This window comes from Thermonema rossianum DSM 10300 (assembly GCF_000426825.1).
In the GTDB taxonomy this organism is placed as follows: domain Bacteria; phylum Bacteroidota; class Bacteroidia; order Cytophagales; family Thermonemataceae; genus Thermonema; species Thermonema rossianum.
The window spans coordinates 250,647-266,243 of record NZ_AUGC01000004.1 but is presented as its reverse complement, the minus strand read 5'-3'; the positions used below and the strand labels follow the sequence as shown (position 1 = coordinate 266,243).

Annotated in this window: 10 protein-coding genes; 6 read left to right on the top strand and 4 right to left on the bottom strand. The window is 49.2% G+C overall.

The genetic code is table 11. The features are described from left to right. Positions 1-4: 4 nt before the first annotated feature. Genes bshC through tilS form a run of 3 tightly spaced genes read right to left on the bottom strand, consistent with a single transcriptional unit; the run spans position 5 to position 3,450 of the window. Complete coding sequence (gene bshC / locus K384_RS03390) at positions 5-1,633, bottom strand: bacillithiol biosynthesis cysteine-adding enzyme BshC (RefSeq protein ID WP_084147099.1); 1,629 nt, start codon at positions 1,631-1,633, stop codon at positions 5-7. Continuing rightward, positions 1,611-2,180: a Crp/Fnr family transcriptional regulator gene (locus tag K384_RS03385; RefSeq protein ID WP_051633081.1), complete on the bottom strand. Its 570-nt coding sequence runs from the start codon at positions 2,178-2,180 to the stop codon at positions 1,611-1,613. Before K384_RS03385 ends, bshC begins: the two co-directional genes overlap by 23 nt. Before the next feature lie 7 nt (positions 2,181-2,187). Continuing rightward, on the bottom strand, positions 2,188-3,450 hold the full coding sequence (gene tilS, locus K384_RS03380; RefSeq protein WP_169737606.1) for a tRNA lysidine(34) synthetase TilS: 1,263 nt from the start codon (positions 3,448-3,450) through the stop codon (positions 2,188-2,190). 110 nt (positions 3,451-3,560) lie between these two features. Here tilS and K384_RS03375 point away from each other — a divergent pair, with 110 nt between their 5' ends. Next, positions 3,561-3,998 carry an acyl-CoA thioesterase gene (locus K384_RS03375; RefSeq protein ID WP_038029351.1) on the top strand — a complete coding sequence of 146 codons (438 nt, stop codon included), beginning with the start codon at positions 3,561-3,563 and terminating at the stop codon, positions 3,996-3,998. A gap of 416 nt (positions 3,999-4,414) precedes the next feature. Here K384_RS03375 and K384_RS03370 read toward each other — a convergent pair whose 3' ends face one another. Further along, positions 4,415-7,123, bottom strand: a complete 2,709-nt coding sequence (locus tag K384_RS03370; protein WP_038029350.1) for a T9SS-dependent choice-of-anchor J family protein — start codon at positions 7,121-7,123, stop codon at positions 4,415-4,417. Positions 7,124-7,321: 198 nt separating this feature from the next. Here K384_RS03370 and K384_RS03365 point away from each other — a divergent pair, with 198 nt between their 5' ends. The 5 genes from K384_RS03365 to K384_RS03345 all read left to right on the top strand — a co-directional run bounded on the left by K384_RS03365 (position 7,322) and on the right by K384_RS03345 (position 15,575). Continuing rightward, positions 7,322-8,311: an isopenicillin N synthase family dioxygenase gene (locus K384_RS03365; protein WP_038029348.1), complete on the top strand. Its 990-nt coding sequence runs from the start codon at positions 7,322-7,324 to the stop codon at positions 8,309-8,311. 85 nt (positions 8,312-8,396) lie between these two features. Then, complete coding sequence (chrA, locus tag K384_RS03360; RefSeq protein WP_038029347.1) at positions 8,397-9,599, top strand: chromate efflux transporter; 1,203 nt, start codon at positions 8,397-8,399, stop codon at positions 9,597-9,599. Positions 9,600-9,672: 73 nt separating this feature from the next. Beyond that, positions 9,673-10,884, top strand: a complete 1,212-nt coding sequence (locus K384_RS03355) for an acyl-CoA dehydrogenase family protein (RefSeq protein ID WP_051633080.1) — start codon at positions 9,673-9,675, stop codon at positions 10,882-10,884. A 117-nt stretch (positions 10,885-11,001) separates the two neighbouring features. Then, positions 11,002-12,597 carry a glycoside hydrolase family 10 protein gene (locus tag K384_RS03350; RefSeq protein ID WP_084147098.1) on the top strand — a complete coding sequence of 532 codons (1,596 nt, stop codon included), beginning with the start codon at positions 11,002-11,004 and terminating at the stop codon, positions 12,595-12,597. Between the two features lie 116 nt (positions 12,598-12,713). Next, a complete protein-coding gene (locus tag K384_RS03345) occupies positions 12,714-15,575 on the top strand; it encodes a CHAT domain-containing tetratricopeptide repeat protein (protein ID WP_038029345.1) in 2,862 nt (953 codons plus the stop codon). Positions 15,576-15,597 lie beyond the last annotated feature (22 nt).

Below are 15,597 nucleotides of genomic sequence, written 5' to 3'. Positions count from 1 at the left end.
CCTGTCAACTGTTTTCTTTGAGAAGCAATACATCAGTCCGGAAAGGAATGAGCTTTTGCAATAACTGCTTCCAATACTCATTTTCCTGGTGGTAAATGAAAAAAGTAAACAAGGAATCATGGCGCTCCTGTGGTACACCACCGGGAAACAAACGTTCATGCACCGACTGTATTTGGCGCACGGCCGTTTCTTCACGTTGCTTCACTGCTTTATAAAAGCGTTTCTCCAAGTCGTCTATTTGTTTCAAAGCTTGTACTTCATATGCCTTTACTTTTTTGTGAAGCGAGGCATCAACTGCATCAATTTCCGGCAACAACAAAGCATGCGCTTCCGTTATTTTGGCTCTGGCGCTGTCGAACACATCTGTTTCATGGACATGTGCTGCCAGCCATTCTTTTATCAGGGCATCTACCGTCCGGAAGAAATCCTGCGGCTGCAGAGCATTCTTTTCTATTTTACGCCAATCAGAGGGCGTAAGTACAAACAAAGAGTGCCGCAACCCCACCACAGGCATTTGTATGTGGGCATCCACTTGGCGCCAATAAGAAAACACCTTGCGTAATTGAAGCCAATAGGCAAGCTCGCCGGGACCACCTATATAAACTGCATTCGGTAATATGGCCTGCTGATAAACCGGCCGCAGCATCACATTCGGGCTCCATGCTTCAGGCTCTTGTGTCACGGACTTCCGCAGCGCTTCGAGCGACCAAGCATATTGCCCCCCTACCGTTTGCCAACGTCCATCGCCGGTGCGTTTTACCCGCAAGCGCTCCCGGCCGGTCATATAAAACAAATTGATGTCGCGCACATGGGCTTGTATGGTTCCCCCTAAGCGCTCAATCAGCTCGTTTTGCCGGGCAACAGCCTCCTTGGTAGGCGCCTGCGTGAGCTCCTGCCAGACAATATCTTTCCATAACGACTTCAAGTCCCGATCGTCGCCATCCACAACAACTACGCCCAAATCGCCAAATAAGCGGTGTATGAGGCGGCGCGTAGCCGTTGCCCAACCGTCTCCTGCCCGGTACACCTGCGCCCAGCTTTGCAACTCTTGGGGCAGTTGCTCTATAAAATGTCCCATATCGGGCAGTATATAGCGCCCTACCGCACCGCTGTAGTCAGTTTGCCATTCGTAACGCTTTGCGTGAAAATAAAAATGATTGACTTCATCCCAATCGTGGTCCTCGCTGGCCATCCAAAAAACCGGCACAAACTCATATTGCGGCAAAGTAGCGGTCAAGAATTCAGCCATTCGCACCACTGATAAAATTTTATATGCCACAAACAAAGGACCACCCATCAAGCCCAGTTGGTGCCCGGTAGTGACAGTGAAAGTATTCGCTTGGCTTAATTTTTCTATATTTTGCTTCACCTTAGTGGGCAGCGGCATGGTGCCATACTGCCGCTCTATAGCCTGGCGAAGGATTTGCCGTCGTTGGTCGGAAAAATGACTATTTTCTATAAACGCCTTTACGCCTTCGATGGAATATTCATGCTCATAGAGGGGCCGCAAAGCGGCATCTTTTTCAATATATCGCAACACCCAGTCGCTATATAAAGCAGACTGCCTTGCGGGCAAGTATTGACAATCATAAAGTTGTGTCTCTTCTTGACTAATATCCATAATCTTCGTCATCTTTTTGCGTTCTTTTCTGAAATGAATACATATAGGCTTTTCCTAAATCGAAAAAGCCAAACACATTGCGGTAGGCTTTGAATATATGGGCCGTGTTATCGGCATACATGGAAGCGAGCGCCTCCATCAGCTTGGCTTTGATAGCGGTTTCTTTTTTAAACACATCCATAATATTCACCTGGGGCAGCACCAATATATCAGCCTGTTCCGACGACACAATGGCATTATAAAGGCGGCGCTTTCCCGGTAAGAAAGCCTCACTGCCCAGCGTAACGCCCTCTTCTGCATAAGCCAATACTTCAAAAGTATCCTGTATGTCTATATTTAACTCTACACGCCCTTCTCTGATGAGGTACACGGCTTGTGCGGGGTCTTCCCGGAAAAAAATCACTTCATTTTTTTTAAAACTACGGGGGTAGAAATAAGGATAAAACTCCGCCAACTCGTGCTCATCCAAGCAGGCGAACAACTGCGAGCGGCTTAAAAAACGAAACATGGCACGCTGTGCAGGCGAATAAGTCTTTTTGAAGGGGTTGCGGAGCTTCATAGTATCTTTATGCTTTGGGTGTCCAGCTTAAAAATAATACATTTTGTGTAGATGGCTTCAAGGCAAAACGCTCATCGAGACGCTGCCCTACCAACCAGACGATGCGTCCTTGGGCATCTTCTATCACATACTGACGTTCTTTTTCAAAAAGCGAAAGTTTTTTATTTATCAAAAAGTCGCTTACTTTTTGTTTTTTTCCCTTCATTCCCAAAGGGCAAAAGCGGTCGCCCGGCTGCCATAAACGCAGCTTTAAAGGGAAGGATAAAGCATCCATATCTACATGGGCAGTATGTGGGTCATGAGGAATGGTTGCGGGCAGCGCCGGCAAAGGCTCCCATCTTAGCACCCCAAAGGCAGTCGTGATGCTGCCGCGTAGCGCTTCGATAAGCAAGCCGTCAGCATGCACCTGCGCCTTGCGGGGACGTATGAGCACTTCCTTGCGGTTAAGCAACAGTTCATGCGTGGGCGTGTGAAAGACCGCCCCGCTCTGTCCCTCATTGCAAACGGAAAGCAGTTGCTCCACCAGGTCGAAAGAAACGCCATAAGACGCCAGCAATGCCTGCCACAAAGTCACTTTTCGTGGTACCTCTTCATAGCAGAAGCGAATGGTTCCATCGTCTTTTTCATAAATTGCCTGCCGGCGCCACCGGACTACATAGGCCTCCCACACTTCTTCTATTTCCTGAATGCGGCAGGTAGTTGCCCATACAGCCTCTTCCACTTTGGGATTCAGCTTCCGCAGGTGCGGCACCACATGATGACGTATATAATTACGCCGGTACTTGTCTGTAGCATTGGAGCTGTCTTCCCGCCAAGTGAGTCTCCGGCGTTTGGCATAATCGATGATTTGCGCCCGCCCGGCAAACAGCAGCGGCCGCACCAAAGGTGCTTGCTTGGGCAGAATACCGTGCACGGCTGCAATCCCTCCTCCGCGGCTTAAACGAAACAAAACGGTCTCCAGCACGTCACCGGCATGGTGGGCAGTAGCTATGTAATCATAGCCCTCTTCTTTTAACAGCTTTTCAAACCAGGCATAGCGCAGCTCGCGTGCCCATAGTTGTATGTTTCCCTCCGCCGCCTCGTTTGCTTCATACAAGAAAAAAGGCACTGCCAGCTGCTCTGCCCAGCGGGCTACCCAAGCTGCATCTTGGTCCGATTCTTCGCCACGCAGCCGGTAGTTTACATGCGCGATGGCAAAGGTAAAGCCTGCTTCTGCAAACAGATGACTCATCACAACCGAATCCACGCCCCCGCTCACGGCAAGCAGCATTTTATCCTTTGGTGTGAAGAGTTTATTTTTGTCGATGAAGCGCAAAAAATTGTCAAGCAGCATAGCGCAATAAAAAGGATACGGTTTTTTTAACACCAAAGGTAAAAAATATGTTCACTCACGATACAAAGTTGCGGGTTCGTTATGCTGAAACAGACCGGATGGGCTACGCCTACTATGGCAATTATCTTGAATATTACGAAGTAGCACGTGTGGAAACGCTGCGTGCCTTGGGCTACCGGTATCGCCATTTGGAAGAAGAAGAGGGCATTATGATGCCGGTATTGGAAGCACATGTGCGCTACCGCAAGCCTGCTTTTTACGATGAAATGCTGACCATACGTACACACATCAAAGAAATGCCGGCGAGCCGTTTCCGTTTCGATTACGAGGTATTCAACGAGCAGGGCGAACTGATTAATGAAGGCTATACGGTGTTGGTCTTTGCCAAAAAAGAAAATGGGCGTCCGGTACGTTGCCCCTCTGTACTGCAAGAGTTACTCCTGCCCTATTTTCAAAACCAAGTCGGTATAGAAAATAAAAGATAACGGGCGTATGAACTAAAAACAGAGAAAACTTTATCCTTGCAAGCTTTTCTTCTCTGTCATTAAGCTTTTTTGTCATTTTGAATGTCTCTTTATGTCATTTCGAGCGCAAGCAAGAAATCGCTTTGTTTCTTGCAGCTTGCTTTGATGAAATCTCTCACTCGCTTTACTCGTTCGATATGACAAGCTACGTGAGGTTCGAAAATGACATGCTACCTTCCCCCCTCGACAACTGAAAGAACAGAGAAACAGAATCGATATAATTTGGGAAAGAAAGCTATCTTTGAGTAACAATCCCAAAATAACAGCCGGTATTGATGTTATTTTTACCCGGCATCTATGAGTAGCACTCTCAAGGTAACCACACAAGCAAAAAAGGGGCTTAAGCCCCTTTTTTGCCTTTTTAAATAACCGGGAATTTATTCTATCACTACCCGCTGCGGAATAACACCCTCACTGCTTTCCAGCTGAATCCAATACAAGCCGCTGCCATAGGCAGACAGGTCGATACTCATCTTTTTGGCTTTCACCGGAATGGAAGTAAGCGTTTTGCCACTTACATCCAGCACACGCACGCGGTACACGTCGGCTTTGAGCATGGTCATATCCAGCATAAAAGCTCCTTGCGACGGGTTCGGGTAGAGCTTCACCTCTGCCGAAAGAGGCGACTCCAGAGCGGTTACTTCGGCTATGGTGGTAAAGCTTTTTTTCACCGGAGACGCTTGCAGAACATTGGCATCACTTTCGGCTACAAAATAAACATCGTAGGTAGTGCCGGGGCTCAATCCGCTCACGCTCATCACGGCATCCTGGTTGGCAGTCATGGCTACGGAAGCTGCTTTCAGGGCTGCACTTCCTCCGGCCCCTTGTCCGGCTTTCACTTCTGCCGCCGAAGGTGCAGTTGCTCCCGCTTCCAAAACCACCAAATAAGCAGTACCTGACTTGTCGGCTTTTACCACGCCATCAAATGCTTCATAAGTCACATTGGTAATGACGGGATAGCCATTGGCAAAGGCGGGCGGTTGTGGTGCCAGCGTGGTAAAGTCCACTTTCACCGGAGACGCTTGCAAAGTACCACTGCTGCTCTCTGCCACCACATACACATCATAGGCAGTGCTGTTGCTAAGACCGCTGAAGGCGATGCTCCCTTCTACATTTTGCGTTAAGGAAGTGTTGCTTCCTGCTGCTACAGGCGCAGCTCCCCCGGCTGCTTTTCCGGACTTCACTTCTGCCGCCGTCGGGGCAGTGGCACCATCGGGCACTACCACGGCAAAGGCTTTGCCGTCACGATCTATTTTAACCAACAAAGTAGCTGCTTCATCGCCAATTGTTCCCATTTTGGGATAGCCGGTTGCCCAGTTGGGGGTGTCAGGCGCCTGGGTGGTTACATCCAGCTTGGTAGGAGCACTTTGCAGCCCACCGCCGGTAGCCTGTATGACCACATACACATCATAAGCTGTGGAGTTGCTCAATCCGGTAATGTCTATGAACGCCTCCGTATTGGCAGTAATCGAGACATTTCCTGAAGCTGCGGGTGCTCCGCCCCCGCTTGCTTGTCCATTTATCACTTCTTGTGAAGTAGGCGCTGCTGCTCCGTCAGGCACTACCACGGCATAGGCAGTACCATCGGTATCGGCTTTCACATTGATACGGAAGAAGGTCTTGCTAATATTGGAGATGTTCGGATAGCCGGCTGCAAACTGTGGTTCAGGCAGTGCCCGCACTACGATATCGTCGATGGTAAAGTTAGAACCGGCTCCTACTCCTGTATGCCGGATGGCTATATAAATATTTTGTCCGGCATAAGCTGCCAAGTCAACGGAAAATTTTTGAAACTTGCCGGTACCGGTGATATCTGTCGAATCAAGCAAGGGAGCAGAGCTAAAGTCTGCCACCGTATTGCCCGTAGTGGAAACGTACACTCTAATATCATTATCTGAATTGCCTGTACCTACGGGCATTCCCCAGAACAGCAGCTCAGCACCCGTAGAAGGAATAGTGATTTGAGGTGTAATGAGCCAGTTATCACTTGCTGCCGACCCGCTTTCTGTTACCCCTACAATAGTAATTGTGTCACGCCAGTTGATACTACTACCTTCTATTCCATTAATCTTATAATTGCCACGATAAACTTCCCAGGGGGTATTGTCTGTGTCAGCAGTATCGTTGTCTATATTACCCCAATCTTTAATACTTAATGCCCCGGTTTGGCTGTAATATGCCTCGAAGTTTTCACGCAACACAAAAGCTTGCCCGTTGTTATATACATCGGTCAATACCCGGATAATATCTGTTCTATCTACTTCGGTGCCACTGCCATTATAAGCAATCACGCGATAATAATACTCAGTAGCTTCCTGCAGGTTGTTGTCGGTATAGTTGCCGGCAGCCGTGGCATTGTGCACCTCTGTCGAGTCGCTGCCCAGCAGGTCATCCGAGGGGTCGTCGGGGGTGCCGCCGTCATTTATGGAAGTGGCACGGTACACTTTGTAAGTAGCCGCTCCGGCGGCATCGTTCCATGCGATGTCCACGCTGTTGTGGGTGATGTTGGAGGCAGATATTTTGAAAGGAATGGTTACACGAAAATATACCCCCACATTATGAGAAGTGTTGAATTCATCCAACTCATTGGTCCATACAATGTAATAGGTGTTGCCGGCTTGTGCCGTAAATTTCAAATAAGCACGGTTAGGTGGACCTGACTCATAAGCAGTGTTAGCCTCCCCATTTGGATTTTGTATAAAATTACCGGTCGCCGGTGTGTTTTCGTAAACGTAAAATATATTATACTCCTGATTATCAGTACTCACAGGAGTCGAGCCGTCTTTCTCTTTGTCTGATATTTCTACTTCTACCGTAGATGAAGGAGTAAACTTAAACCAGCGCCCACAGTCAGCTCCTCCGGAGTAAGCATAGCCGGTTGCATTATTATCCGGGGGAGCTTGGCAGCCGGCACCTGAAAAATCTCCGGAGAAATACACGCCGGGTCCTGTAATTTCCACCGCACTACTTTGATCAAACCCTCCTTGTGCCCAGGCACCTGTGGCAGCGGCAAATAACCAGAAGACACTCCACAACAATGGAGGCAAAGTGTGTTTCTTTACATTTAAAGCGGTTGTTCGTTTCATAACTTCACTGTTTTGGTTTAGTTGTCAGTAGATACTTATCTCTTACCAAAAAGTAAGCAAATTTTATGCTGAAATCAAAAGATTCTTTGGCTGGAAAGTGTAATATTTTCCGGGAGAATTTTCCATGATTAAGGTCCTTTGCCAGCTTGCCTGTCTTTTTGTAAATTGCCATGCTATTCATCCATAAACCCAAAACCTATGGCACATAAAGCTGAAATACTTTATGATTCTATTCCTGTGGTGGACTTGGCAGATTTCACCTCAGGTGATGCCGCCCGAAAAGCCAAGTTTGTAGAAGAGCTGGGCAAGGCTTTTCAAAATATCGGATTCGTGGCGGTGAAAAATCATGGCTTTACTGCCGACCGTCGCGAGCGCCTTTACGAAGCCGTAAAACGCTTCTTTGCCCTGCCTGACGAAGTGAAAATGAAGTACCACAAACCGGAATTGGCCGGGCAACGTGGTTACACCCCTCGCAACCAAGAGCACGCCAAAGACCACCCCGTGCCGGACTTAAAAGAGTTTTATCAAATCGGGCAAGAAGACATCCGGCCGGAAGACAACCTCCCGGCCGAGGACTACCCGCCCAACATATGGCCCGAAGAGCTGCCGGAATTCAAAGAAGAGACCTTGCATGCCTTCCGTACGCTCGAGAAAGCCGGGCGCCAACTGCTGCGTGCCATTGCCCTTTACTTGGGCTTGGAAGAAGACTACTTCGAAGACAAAGTGGAAAAGGGCAACAGTATTTTGCGTACCATTCACTACTACCCCATTGAAAACCCGGATGCCCTGCCCCCCGACTCGGTGCGTGCAGCCGCTCATGGCGATATCAACCTGATTACCCTGTTGATGGGCGCCAGTGCCGAAGGCTTGGAGGTGCTCCGCCACGATGGCAAGTGGATTCCTGCCATTCCCAAAGAAGACGAAGTAGTGATAAACGTAGGCGACATGCTTTCGCGCCTGACCAATAACAAATTGAAATCGACCATTCACCGGGTGGTGAACCCGCCGCGTGAAAAGATGCATGAACCCCGCTATTCGATACCTTTCTTCTTGCATCCGCGCTCCGAAATGAGTCTCGCTTGCTTGGAGAGCTGCATTGATGAGCAAAACCCCAAGCAATATCCTGACATCACCGCCGGTGAGTTTTTGCGTCAGCGTCTGATTGAAATCGGCCTGCTGAAGAAATAGTGTTCATCTTGCGCGGGGGCGTTTTCTCGTACAGAAGCGCCTCCCGCTTTTTTTGCTACTTGCTTAGTTTGCCCGTTCAAGAGTCATGCGCCACCTACGCTACTTCATCTTTTTACGCGACACCCTATGGATAGCCCTTACCTCCTTCGGAGGCCCACAAGCGCATATCTCACTTTTTTTCACCCAGTTTGTTGACAAACGCCGCTATATCAGCGAAGAAGAGCTCATAGAGCTGAACGCCTTGTGTCAAATACTGCCCGGCCCTACTTCCACGCAAACCATTACGGCCATTGGCTACCGCATTGGGGGCCTGCCTCTGGCACTGCTTACGCTTTTTGTATGGACAGTGCCCACCGTGTCTATGATGATAGCAGCAGCACTTTTGCTCAATCGTCTGCAAGAACAAAATATTTCCCTGAGTTTTACCCGTTTTATTCAGCCCATGGCTGTGGGCTTCATAGCTCATGCCGCTTTGCGCATCAGCAAGAAAATTATCAAAACCAAAACGGCTCTTTTTTTGATGGTGGCTTCGGCAGCCATCTCTACTTGGGCATACCAGCCGTGGGTCTTTCCGCTCATCATCCTTGCCGGAGGGGTGGTTACGGCTTTCAAATTCGAAAAACAACCCAAAGAAGCGCATCGCCCGCTGCGTATCCGCTGGCGTTACTTTACGCTCTATGCCGGGCTTTTTGCAGGCTTGGCACTGGCTGCCGACATTAGCAACTCTTTCAGCCTGCGCATATTGACCAACTTTTATCGCTTGGGCTCGCTCATTTTTGGTGGTGGGCAGGTGCTGGTGCCTATGATGTACGGTGAGTTTGTAAAATTCAAACATTTGCTTAACGGCAATGAATTTCTTACGGGCTATGCCATTGCCCAAGCCATGCCCGGGCCTACCTTCTCTTTCGCCTCGTATGTGGGGGCGCTGGCTATGCGCAGCTACGGACCTACGGGCAGTATCTGGGGCGGAATCTTGGCGGCAACAGGTGTTTTTCTGCCCGGCACCTTTCTTATCTTTTTTGTCATACAGTTTTGGGATGAATTGAAAAAATACCGTCCCGTGCGGGCTTCGCTCGAGGGCATCAATGCCACCAGTGCCGGATTGGTGATTGCAGCGGCCATTCTGCTCTTCTTCCCCCTTATAGAAAGCCCGAACCTGCGCCTTTTTTGGAATATATTCTTTGTGGCAGGCACTTTTCTGCTCTTGCAATACACTCGCATTCCCGCCCCGCTGATTGTGGTGCTGGGGCTTATTTTGGGCTTCATCATCAAGAGTTCGGGCGTGTAAGATGCCCGCTTTTTTGTACCTTTGCCCAAACATAGCCCTATCCCTTTCAGTTTGAATCATAAACACAAAAATTATGGCACAAGAAACCATGCAATTTCAAAAAAAGGTAAAAGCGGACCTCTTCGAGTCGCCGGACTTTTACAACATAGACGACCTGCTCACCGAAGAGCATAAAATGATACGCCAGGCGGTGCGTGACTTCGTAAAGCGGGAAATCTCGCCTTATATCGAAGATTGGTATGAAAAGGCGCATTTCCCCTATGAAATCGTGCGCAAATTTGGCGAGCTGGGGGTGTTTGGTCCCACCATTCCGCAGGAATACGGCGGCGGCGGGCTTGACTACATCGCCTATGGTTTGATGATGCAGGAAATCGAACGCGGCGACTCAGGTATGCGCTCCACTGCCTCGGTGCAAGGCTCATTGGTAATGTACCCTATTTATAAGTTTGGTTCAGAAGAGCAACGCCGAAAATACTTGCCCAAGCTGGCATCGGGTGAGTGGCTCGGTTGCTTTGGCTTGACAGAACCCGACTTCGGCTCGAACCCCAGTGGCATGAAGTCACACTTCAAAGACATGGGCGATTATTATCTGCTCAATGGTTCAAAGATGTGGATTTCGAATGCCCCCATGGCTGACGTAGCGGTAGTATGGGCTAAGAACGAAGCCGGACGCATCAAAGGTTTGATTGTGGAAAAAGGAATGGAAGGCTTCAGCGCCCCGGAAATCCATGGTAAATGGTCGTTGCGTGCCAGCACCACCGGCGAACTGGTCTTCGACAACGTGAAAGTACCCAAAGAGAACCTGTTGCCCGGTGCCGATGGCTTGTCGGGTCCCTTGCAATGTCTCGATTCAGCCCGTTACGGTATCTCTTGGGGTGCCTTGGGCGCTGCCATGGACTGCTACGACACCGCCCTGCGTTATGCCAAAGAGCGCATTCAATTTGACAAGCCTATTGCCGCCTTCCAGCTTACACAAAAGAAACTGGCCGAGATGCTTACCGAAATTACCAAAGCACAGCTCGTTTGCCTGCGTCTCGGACAGCTGATGAACGAAGGCAAAGCCACTTCGGCGCAAATATCGCTTGCCAAGCGTAACAATGTGGAAATTGCCCTGCGTGTAGCCCGCGAAGCACGTCAGATATTGGGCGGTATGGGCATTACCAACGAATACCCCATCATGCGCCATATGATGAACCTCGAATCGGTAGTAACCTATGAAGGCACCCACGATATCCACCTGTTGATACTGGGCGCCGCCATCACAGGCATTCCGGCTTTCAAATAACAGGCTTTTCCTTTTCTTTATTGTTGTAGGGGCACCTGTCCATACTTTTGGCAGGTGCTTCTTTTTTTCGGACAAAATGCTTTTCTTTAAAAAAGAAAATGCAAACAATTGCTGCCTATGCTTATTGAGAGGTTTACTTTTTGGCTTTTTTTATGGTTTACGGGCGCCTTTTTCAGTGCCGGCAAAGCACAACACTACTTCCCGCAGAAATACGAGTTCCGGGCAGTGTGGGTAGCTACCCTCAACAACATCGACTGGCCCTCGCGGCGGGGGCTTCCGCCCGAAGAGCAGAGAAAAGAATTTATAGCCTTGCTCGATACACTGCAGAAGTATCATTTCAATGCGGTGATAGTGCAAGTACGCCCCACGGCCGATGCTTTTTATCCGAGTCAATACGAACCTTGGTCTGCTTACCTGACAGGCACCCAAGGCGAAGCCCCTTATCCCTACTATGATCCTTTGGCCTTCATGATAGAAGAAGCCCACAAACGCAACATAGAGTTCCACGCCTGGTTCAATCCCTATCGTGCCGTGTCGAACCTGCAAGCCGCCCAAGTCCACGACGAGCACATATCAAACAAGCGTCCCGCCTGGTTTTTCGACTACAACGGAAAGAAATACTTCAACCCGGGCATTCCTGCCGTGCGCGACTACATCGTGCGCCTTATTCAGGAAGTAGTCGAAAACTACGATATCGACGGCGTTCATTTCGATGACTACTTCTATCCCTATCAGGTCCCCAAAGAGAAAATAGATGATTATGCCACTTATCTGCGCTATGGCAAGAAGCAGTTCAACAGCATTCACGACTGGCGCCGCCACAATGTCGATTTGCTGATTCAAGCCATTCACGACAGCCTGCAGCGCAAAAAACCACATGTTAAATTTGGCATCAGTCCTATCGGCGTGTGGCGCAATGCCTCGCAAGACAGCCTCGGCTCTGCTACCAAGATATGGTACGCCTCTTATGATGCTCTCTATGCCGACAGCCGGAAATGGCTTCGCGAAGGCTGGATTGACTACATAGCGCCACAGCTTTACTGGAGCACCCGTTCGCGCTACGGCAATTATAACGTATTGGTGCCTTGGTGGCACAAAAATTCTTTTGGCAGACACGTTTACATAGGGCATGCGCTCTATAAGGTAGATGGCGAAGACGGAGGCGATAGCACCTGGCACGACCCGCAAGAGCTGCCACGCCAATTGCGCAAAAAAATGGCTTACGATGCCATCAAAGGCAGTATTTTCTTTTCTGCCAAACACCTTTACCGCAACCCCTTCCATATTTTGGATTCCCTGGCACAATATTACTACCGTTATCCCGCTCTGCCGCCTCCCATGCCTTGGAAAGACAGCATTCCTGCCCTGCCGCCGCCAAAGCTGAATGTGCACATGACCTCGCAAGGTGTGAAACTGCAGTGGCAAACGCCCCCGCTTGCACCCGACGGCGACCCGGCCGCTTACTATGTTTTGTATCGTTTTCCGCTTACAGAAACCGTTGATCTGAGCCGCCCGGACCGCATCGTATATATAGGGAAAGAAGAACATTTTACCGATACGGACACCCGGCATTTGCCTGCCGTATATGTTGTGACCGCCTGTGACCGCCTGCACAACGAAAGCCGTCGTTATGCTTCGGCAATAGCCGAGCCGCTCACCATCTATGGCAGCCCTCGCCCCGAACAGCTGCCCATTCCTTACCGCAAGTATTAAGCTAAGTGCCCGGCAAGCCATATAAGACACAAAAAGTGGCTTGAAGCAGATGCTATCTTTGGCATCTGCTTTCTTTTTTGTTAACTTTCAATATATCAACAAATCATACATGTGTTATGAAAGCCAAACTAACTGCCTTCTTCCTTGCTTTGTTGCTTCCTTGGTTATCGCCTGCCCAAATAGACTGGCGGAAAGCGAAAGAGAAGGTAAAGAAAGGCGTAGAGCAGGTAACAGACAAGGGCATAGAAGGGGCGCTGGCAGAAGGTTTGTTCGGGAAAAAACGCGCCCAATACGATTCACTCAATTTCAGCTTTGCCATTGCCGTTGCCGACCAAACAGGTTTTTACGAAGAAAAAAATCTGTTTTACGACTTAGGCATAGACAAGCTGGCAGTAAGCACACTCTTGGGCCACGAAATCGATTCCGGCGAATACACCCCCGGAGAAGAGTTTGAAGAAAGCTTAAACTTGGCAGAAATACTTTTCGCATCGAATAAATACAAGTGGGCGGAAGATGAGTTTCTCTATGCAGAGCAAAAGATGCCACTGAATGCCAAGCCTGCAAACAAAGCCCGTCTTTACAATGATCTGGGCTTGCTCTATACCACCCTGGGCAACTATAAGACTGCCGAAAGCTATTTCGACAAAGCCCTCACTGTCATATCACAAGAGCTGGGCGAAGACCATTACCTGTATTATGCCACCCAAAACAACTATGCCATCTTGCGCTTTCATCAAGCCTATTACCCCGAAGCGATACAGCTCATCGAAAACATAGAAAACAAACTATTACAAAGCCAAAAGCAAGGCATGCCGCAAGCCATTGTCCTCAACAATCATGCTTACATGCTTTACACCTTGGGGCTCTATGAAGAAGCCGAATTGCTTTACCAAAAGGCGTTGCGTATAGCCGATGAGAACATACGGGAAAAAAACACCAACTATCAACGAATGCTTATCAATTTGGCAATGCTTTATCAAGAAAACAACCGCTTGGATGAAGCAGCTGCCCTTTACCAAAAGGCTATAGAAATAAAAAAGAAGCAAGGCAAGAAGCGCCATCCCGATTACGCCCACCTGCTCACTTTGTATGCTGCCCTTCAGCTGCAAAGCGGCAAGACCGAAAACGTCGAAGCGTTGCTTCAAGAAGCACTTGAAATCTATGAAAAAAAGTTCGACAAGCAACACCCTGCCTATGCTTCTGCGCTCGAACAACTGGGGCGTTTCCGGCTATTTTACGGCGATAAGCGGCAAGCCATTGCTTCTTTAAAGGAAGTGTTGGACATCAGGGCGCAAACGCAGGGCACCCGCCACCCTGCCTACAACCAAACCAAAGAGTGGCTGGCAATTGCCTATTGGAAGAATGGCATGGTAGAAGATGCCGCCGCCCTCTATGAAGAAGTGATAAAACAAAACGACGAATTCATCCGTTCGTTCTTTGTTTCTATGAGCACCAACGAACGGGAACACTATTGGCAGCAAATGCGCCCGGCTTACTTGCGTTTCTTCAACTTTGCCTTCGAACAGCAAACACCTGTCTTGCTACGCAAAGCCTACGAAGCATGGATCGCCACCAAGGGTATTCTACTACGGACCGATGAAAACATACGCATGCGCATTGCCCAAGCTCAAGACCCGGCACTTTTAAGCCTGTTTGACAAGTGGACACAAAAGAAAGAGCGGCTTGCTTATTACTATACGCTCAGCAAAGCCGAACTGGAAGAGCAGAAAATAGATTTAGACGCACTGGAAAAAGAAGTAAATACCATTGAAAGAGAGTTATCTGCCCGTTCACAAGCCTTTGACGATGTGCAAGAAAAGCAGTATCAATATGAGCAAATAGCAGCTGCCCTGCCCGCAGGCAGTGCTTTGATAGAGTTTGTGCGCTTACCCCGCTTCACCCGGCAACTTACAAACGAAGCGCAATACTACGCTTTTGTGGTTATGCCTTCATCGCAAGCCCCCGTACTCGTTTCCATTGGTGAAAGCAGCTTACTTGAAAGAAGAGGAATCGGCTATTACCGAAGCAACATACGGCTCAAGCGTACGGATGTCCGCTCATACGATACTTTCTTTGCCCCACTGGAAAAGACCTTGCAAAGCCACGGTGTCCGGCAGCTATACATTAGCGCTGACGGCGTATATCATCAACTTAGCTTGGCAAGTCTTTGGGCAGCCGACAAAGAGAAGTACCTCATAGACCTGTACGAGCTCACCTACCTGTCTCATCCCACAGAAATAGTAAAAGAAGCCGGCAATGCGCCCCCATTACGCCAAGCCCTGCTGGTGGGCTACCCTATCTATGGCACCCAAGCCGTAAGCCTGCTGCCCGGCACCCTGCAGGAAGTGCTTTCGCTTAATCAATTGTTAAAGCAAAAGGGAATAAAAACGACCCTGCTTAGCAAAGAAAGCGCCACCGAAGGCAAATTAAAACAGCTGTTAAAAGAACAGCAACCGCAAATCCTTCATATAGCTACCCACGGTTATTTTTTGAAAGATATCGATGAAGCGAGTGGGCAGGTATTGGGCATACAGAGCGAAAAGGCAGGACGCAACCCCTTGCTGCGTGCGGGCCTGCTGCTCAGCAACTGCGCACAAGCTTTTGAACAAGACAGTCTTGCACTCTCGGCACGGGGCGAAGAAAATGGCATCTTGACTGCTTATGAAGTAACCACGCTTCCTTTGCATAATACGCGCCTGGTGGCACTCAGCGCCTGCGAAACAGCGCTGGGCGAAGTGCAAGCCGGCGAAGGTGTATATGGCTTCCAGCGGGCTTTCCGGGAAGCCGGCGCCGAAAGCGTTGCCATGAGCCTGTGGAAAGTGGATGATGAAGCAACCAAAGAGCTGTTTGTTCAATTTTACAACTTCCTGCTGCAAGGGCTAAATCCCCATGTTGCCTTCCGTAAGGCACAAGGTGTCATACGAAAACAGCACCCCCATCCTTATTACTGGGCTGCTTTTGTGCTCATTGGGCACTAATGTCAGAAAGATGACCCGGCAG

Coding starts and splice junctions, on each gene's coding strand:
- bshC (WP_084147099.1), bottom strand. CDS start 1,633: ATGACGAAGATTATGGATATTAGTCAAGAAGAGACACAACTTTATGAT.
- K384_RS03385 (WP_051633081.1), bottom strand. CDS start 2,180: ATGAAGCTCCGCAACCCCTTCAAAAAGACTTATTCGCCTGCACAGCGT.
- tilS (WP_169737606.1), bottom strand. CDS start 3,450: ATGCTGCTTGCCGTGAGCGGGGGCGTGGATTCGGTTGTGATGAGTCAT.
- K384_RS03375 (WP_038029351.1), top strand. CDS start 3,561: ATGTTCACTCACGATACAAAGTTGCGGGTTCGTTATGCTGAAACAGAC.
- K384_RS03370 (WP_038029350.1), bottom strand. CDS start 7,123: ATGAAACGAACAACCGCTTTAAATGTAAAGAAACACACTTTGCCTCCA.
- K384_RS03365 (WP_038029348.1), top strand. CDS start 7,322: ATGGCACATAAAGCTGAAATACTTTATGATTCTATTCCTGTGGTGGAC.
- chrA (WP_038029347.1), top strand. CDS start 8,397: ATGCGCCACCTACGCTACTTCATCTTTTTACGCGACACCCTATGGATA.
- K384_RS03355 (WP_051633080.1), top strand. CDS start 9,673: ATGGCACAAGAAACCATGCAATTTCAAAAAAAGGTAAAAGCGGACCTC.
- K384_RS03350 (WP_084147098.1), top strand. CDS start 11,002: ATGCTTATTGAGAGGTTTACTTTTTGGCTTTTTTTATGGTTTACGGGC.
- K384_RS03345 (WP_038029345.1), top strand. CDS start 12,714: ATGAAAGCCAAACTAACTGCCTTCTTCCTTGCTTTGTTGCTTCCTTGG.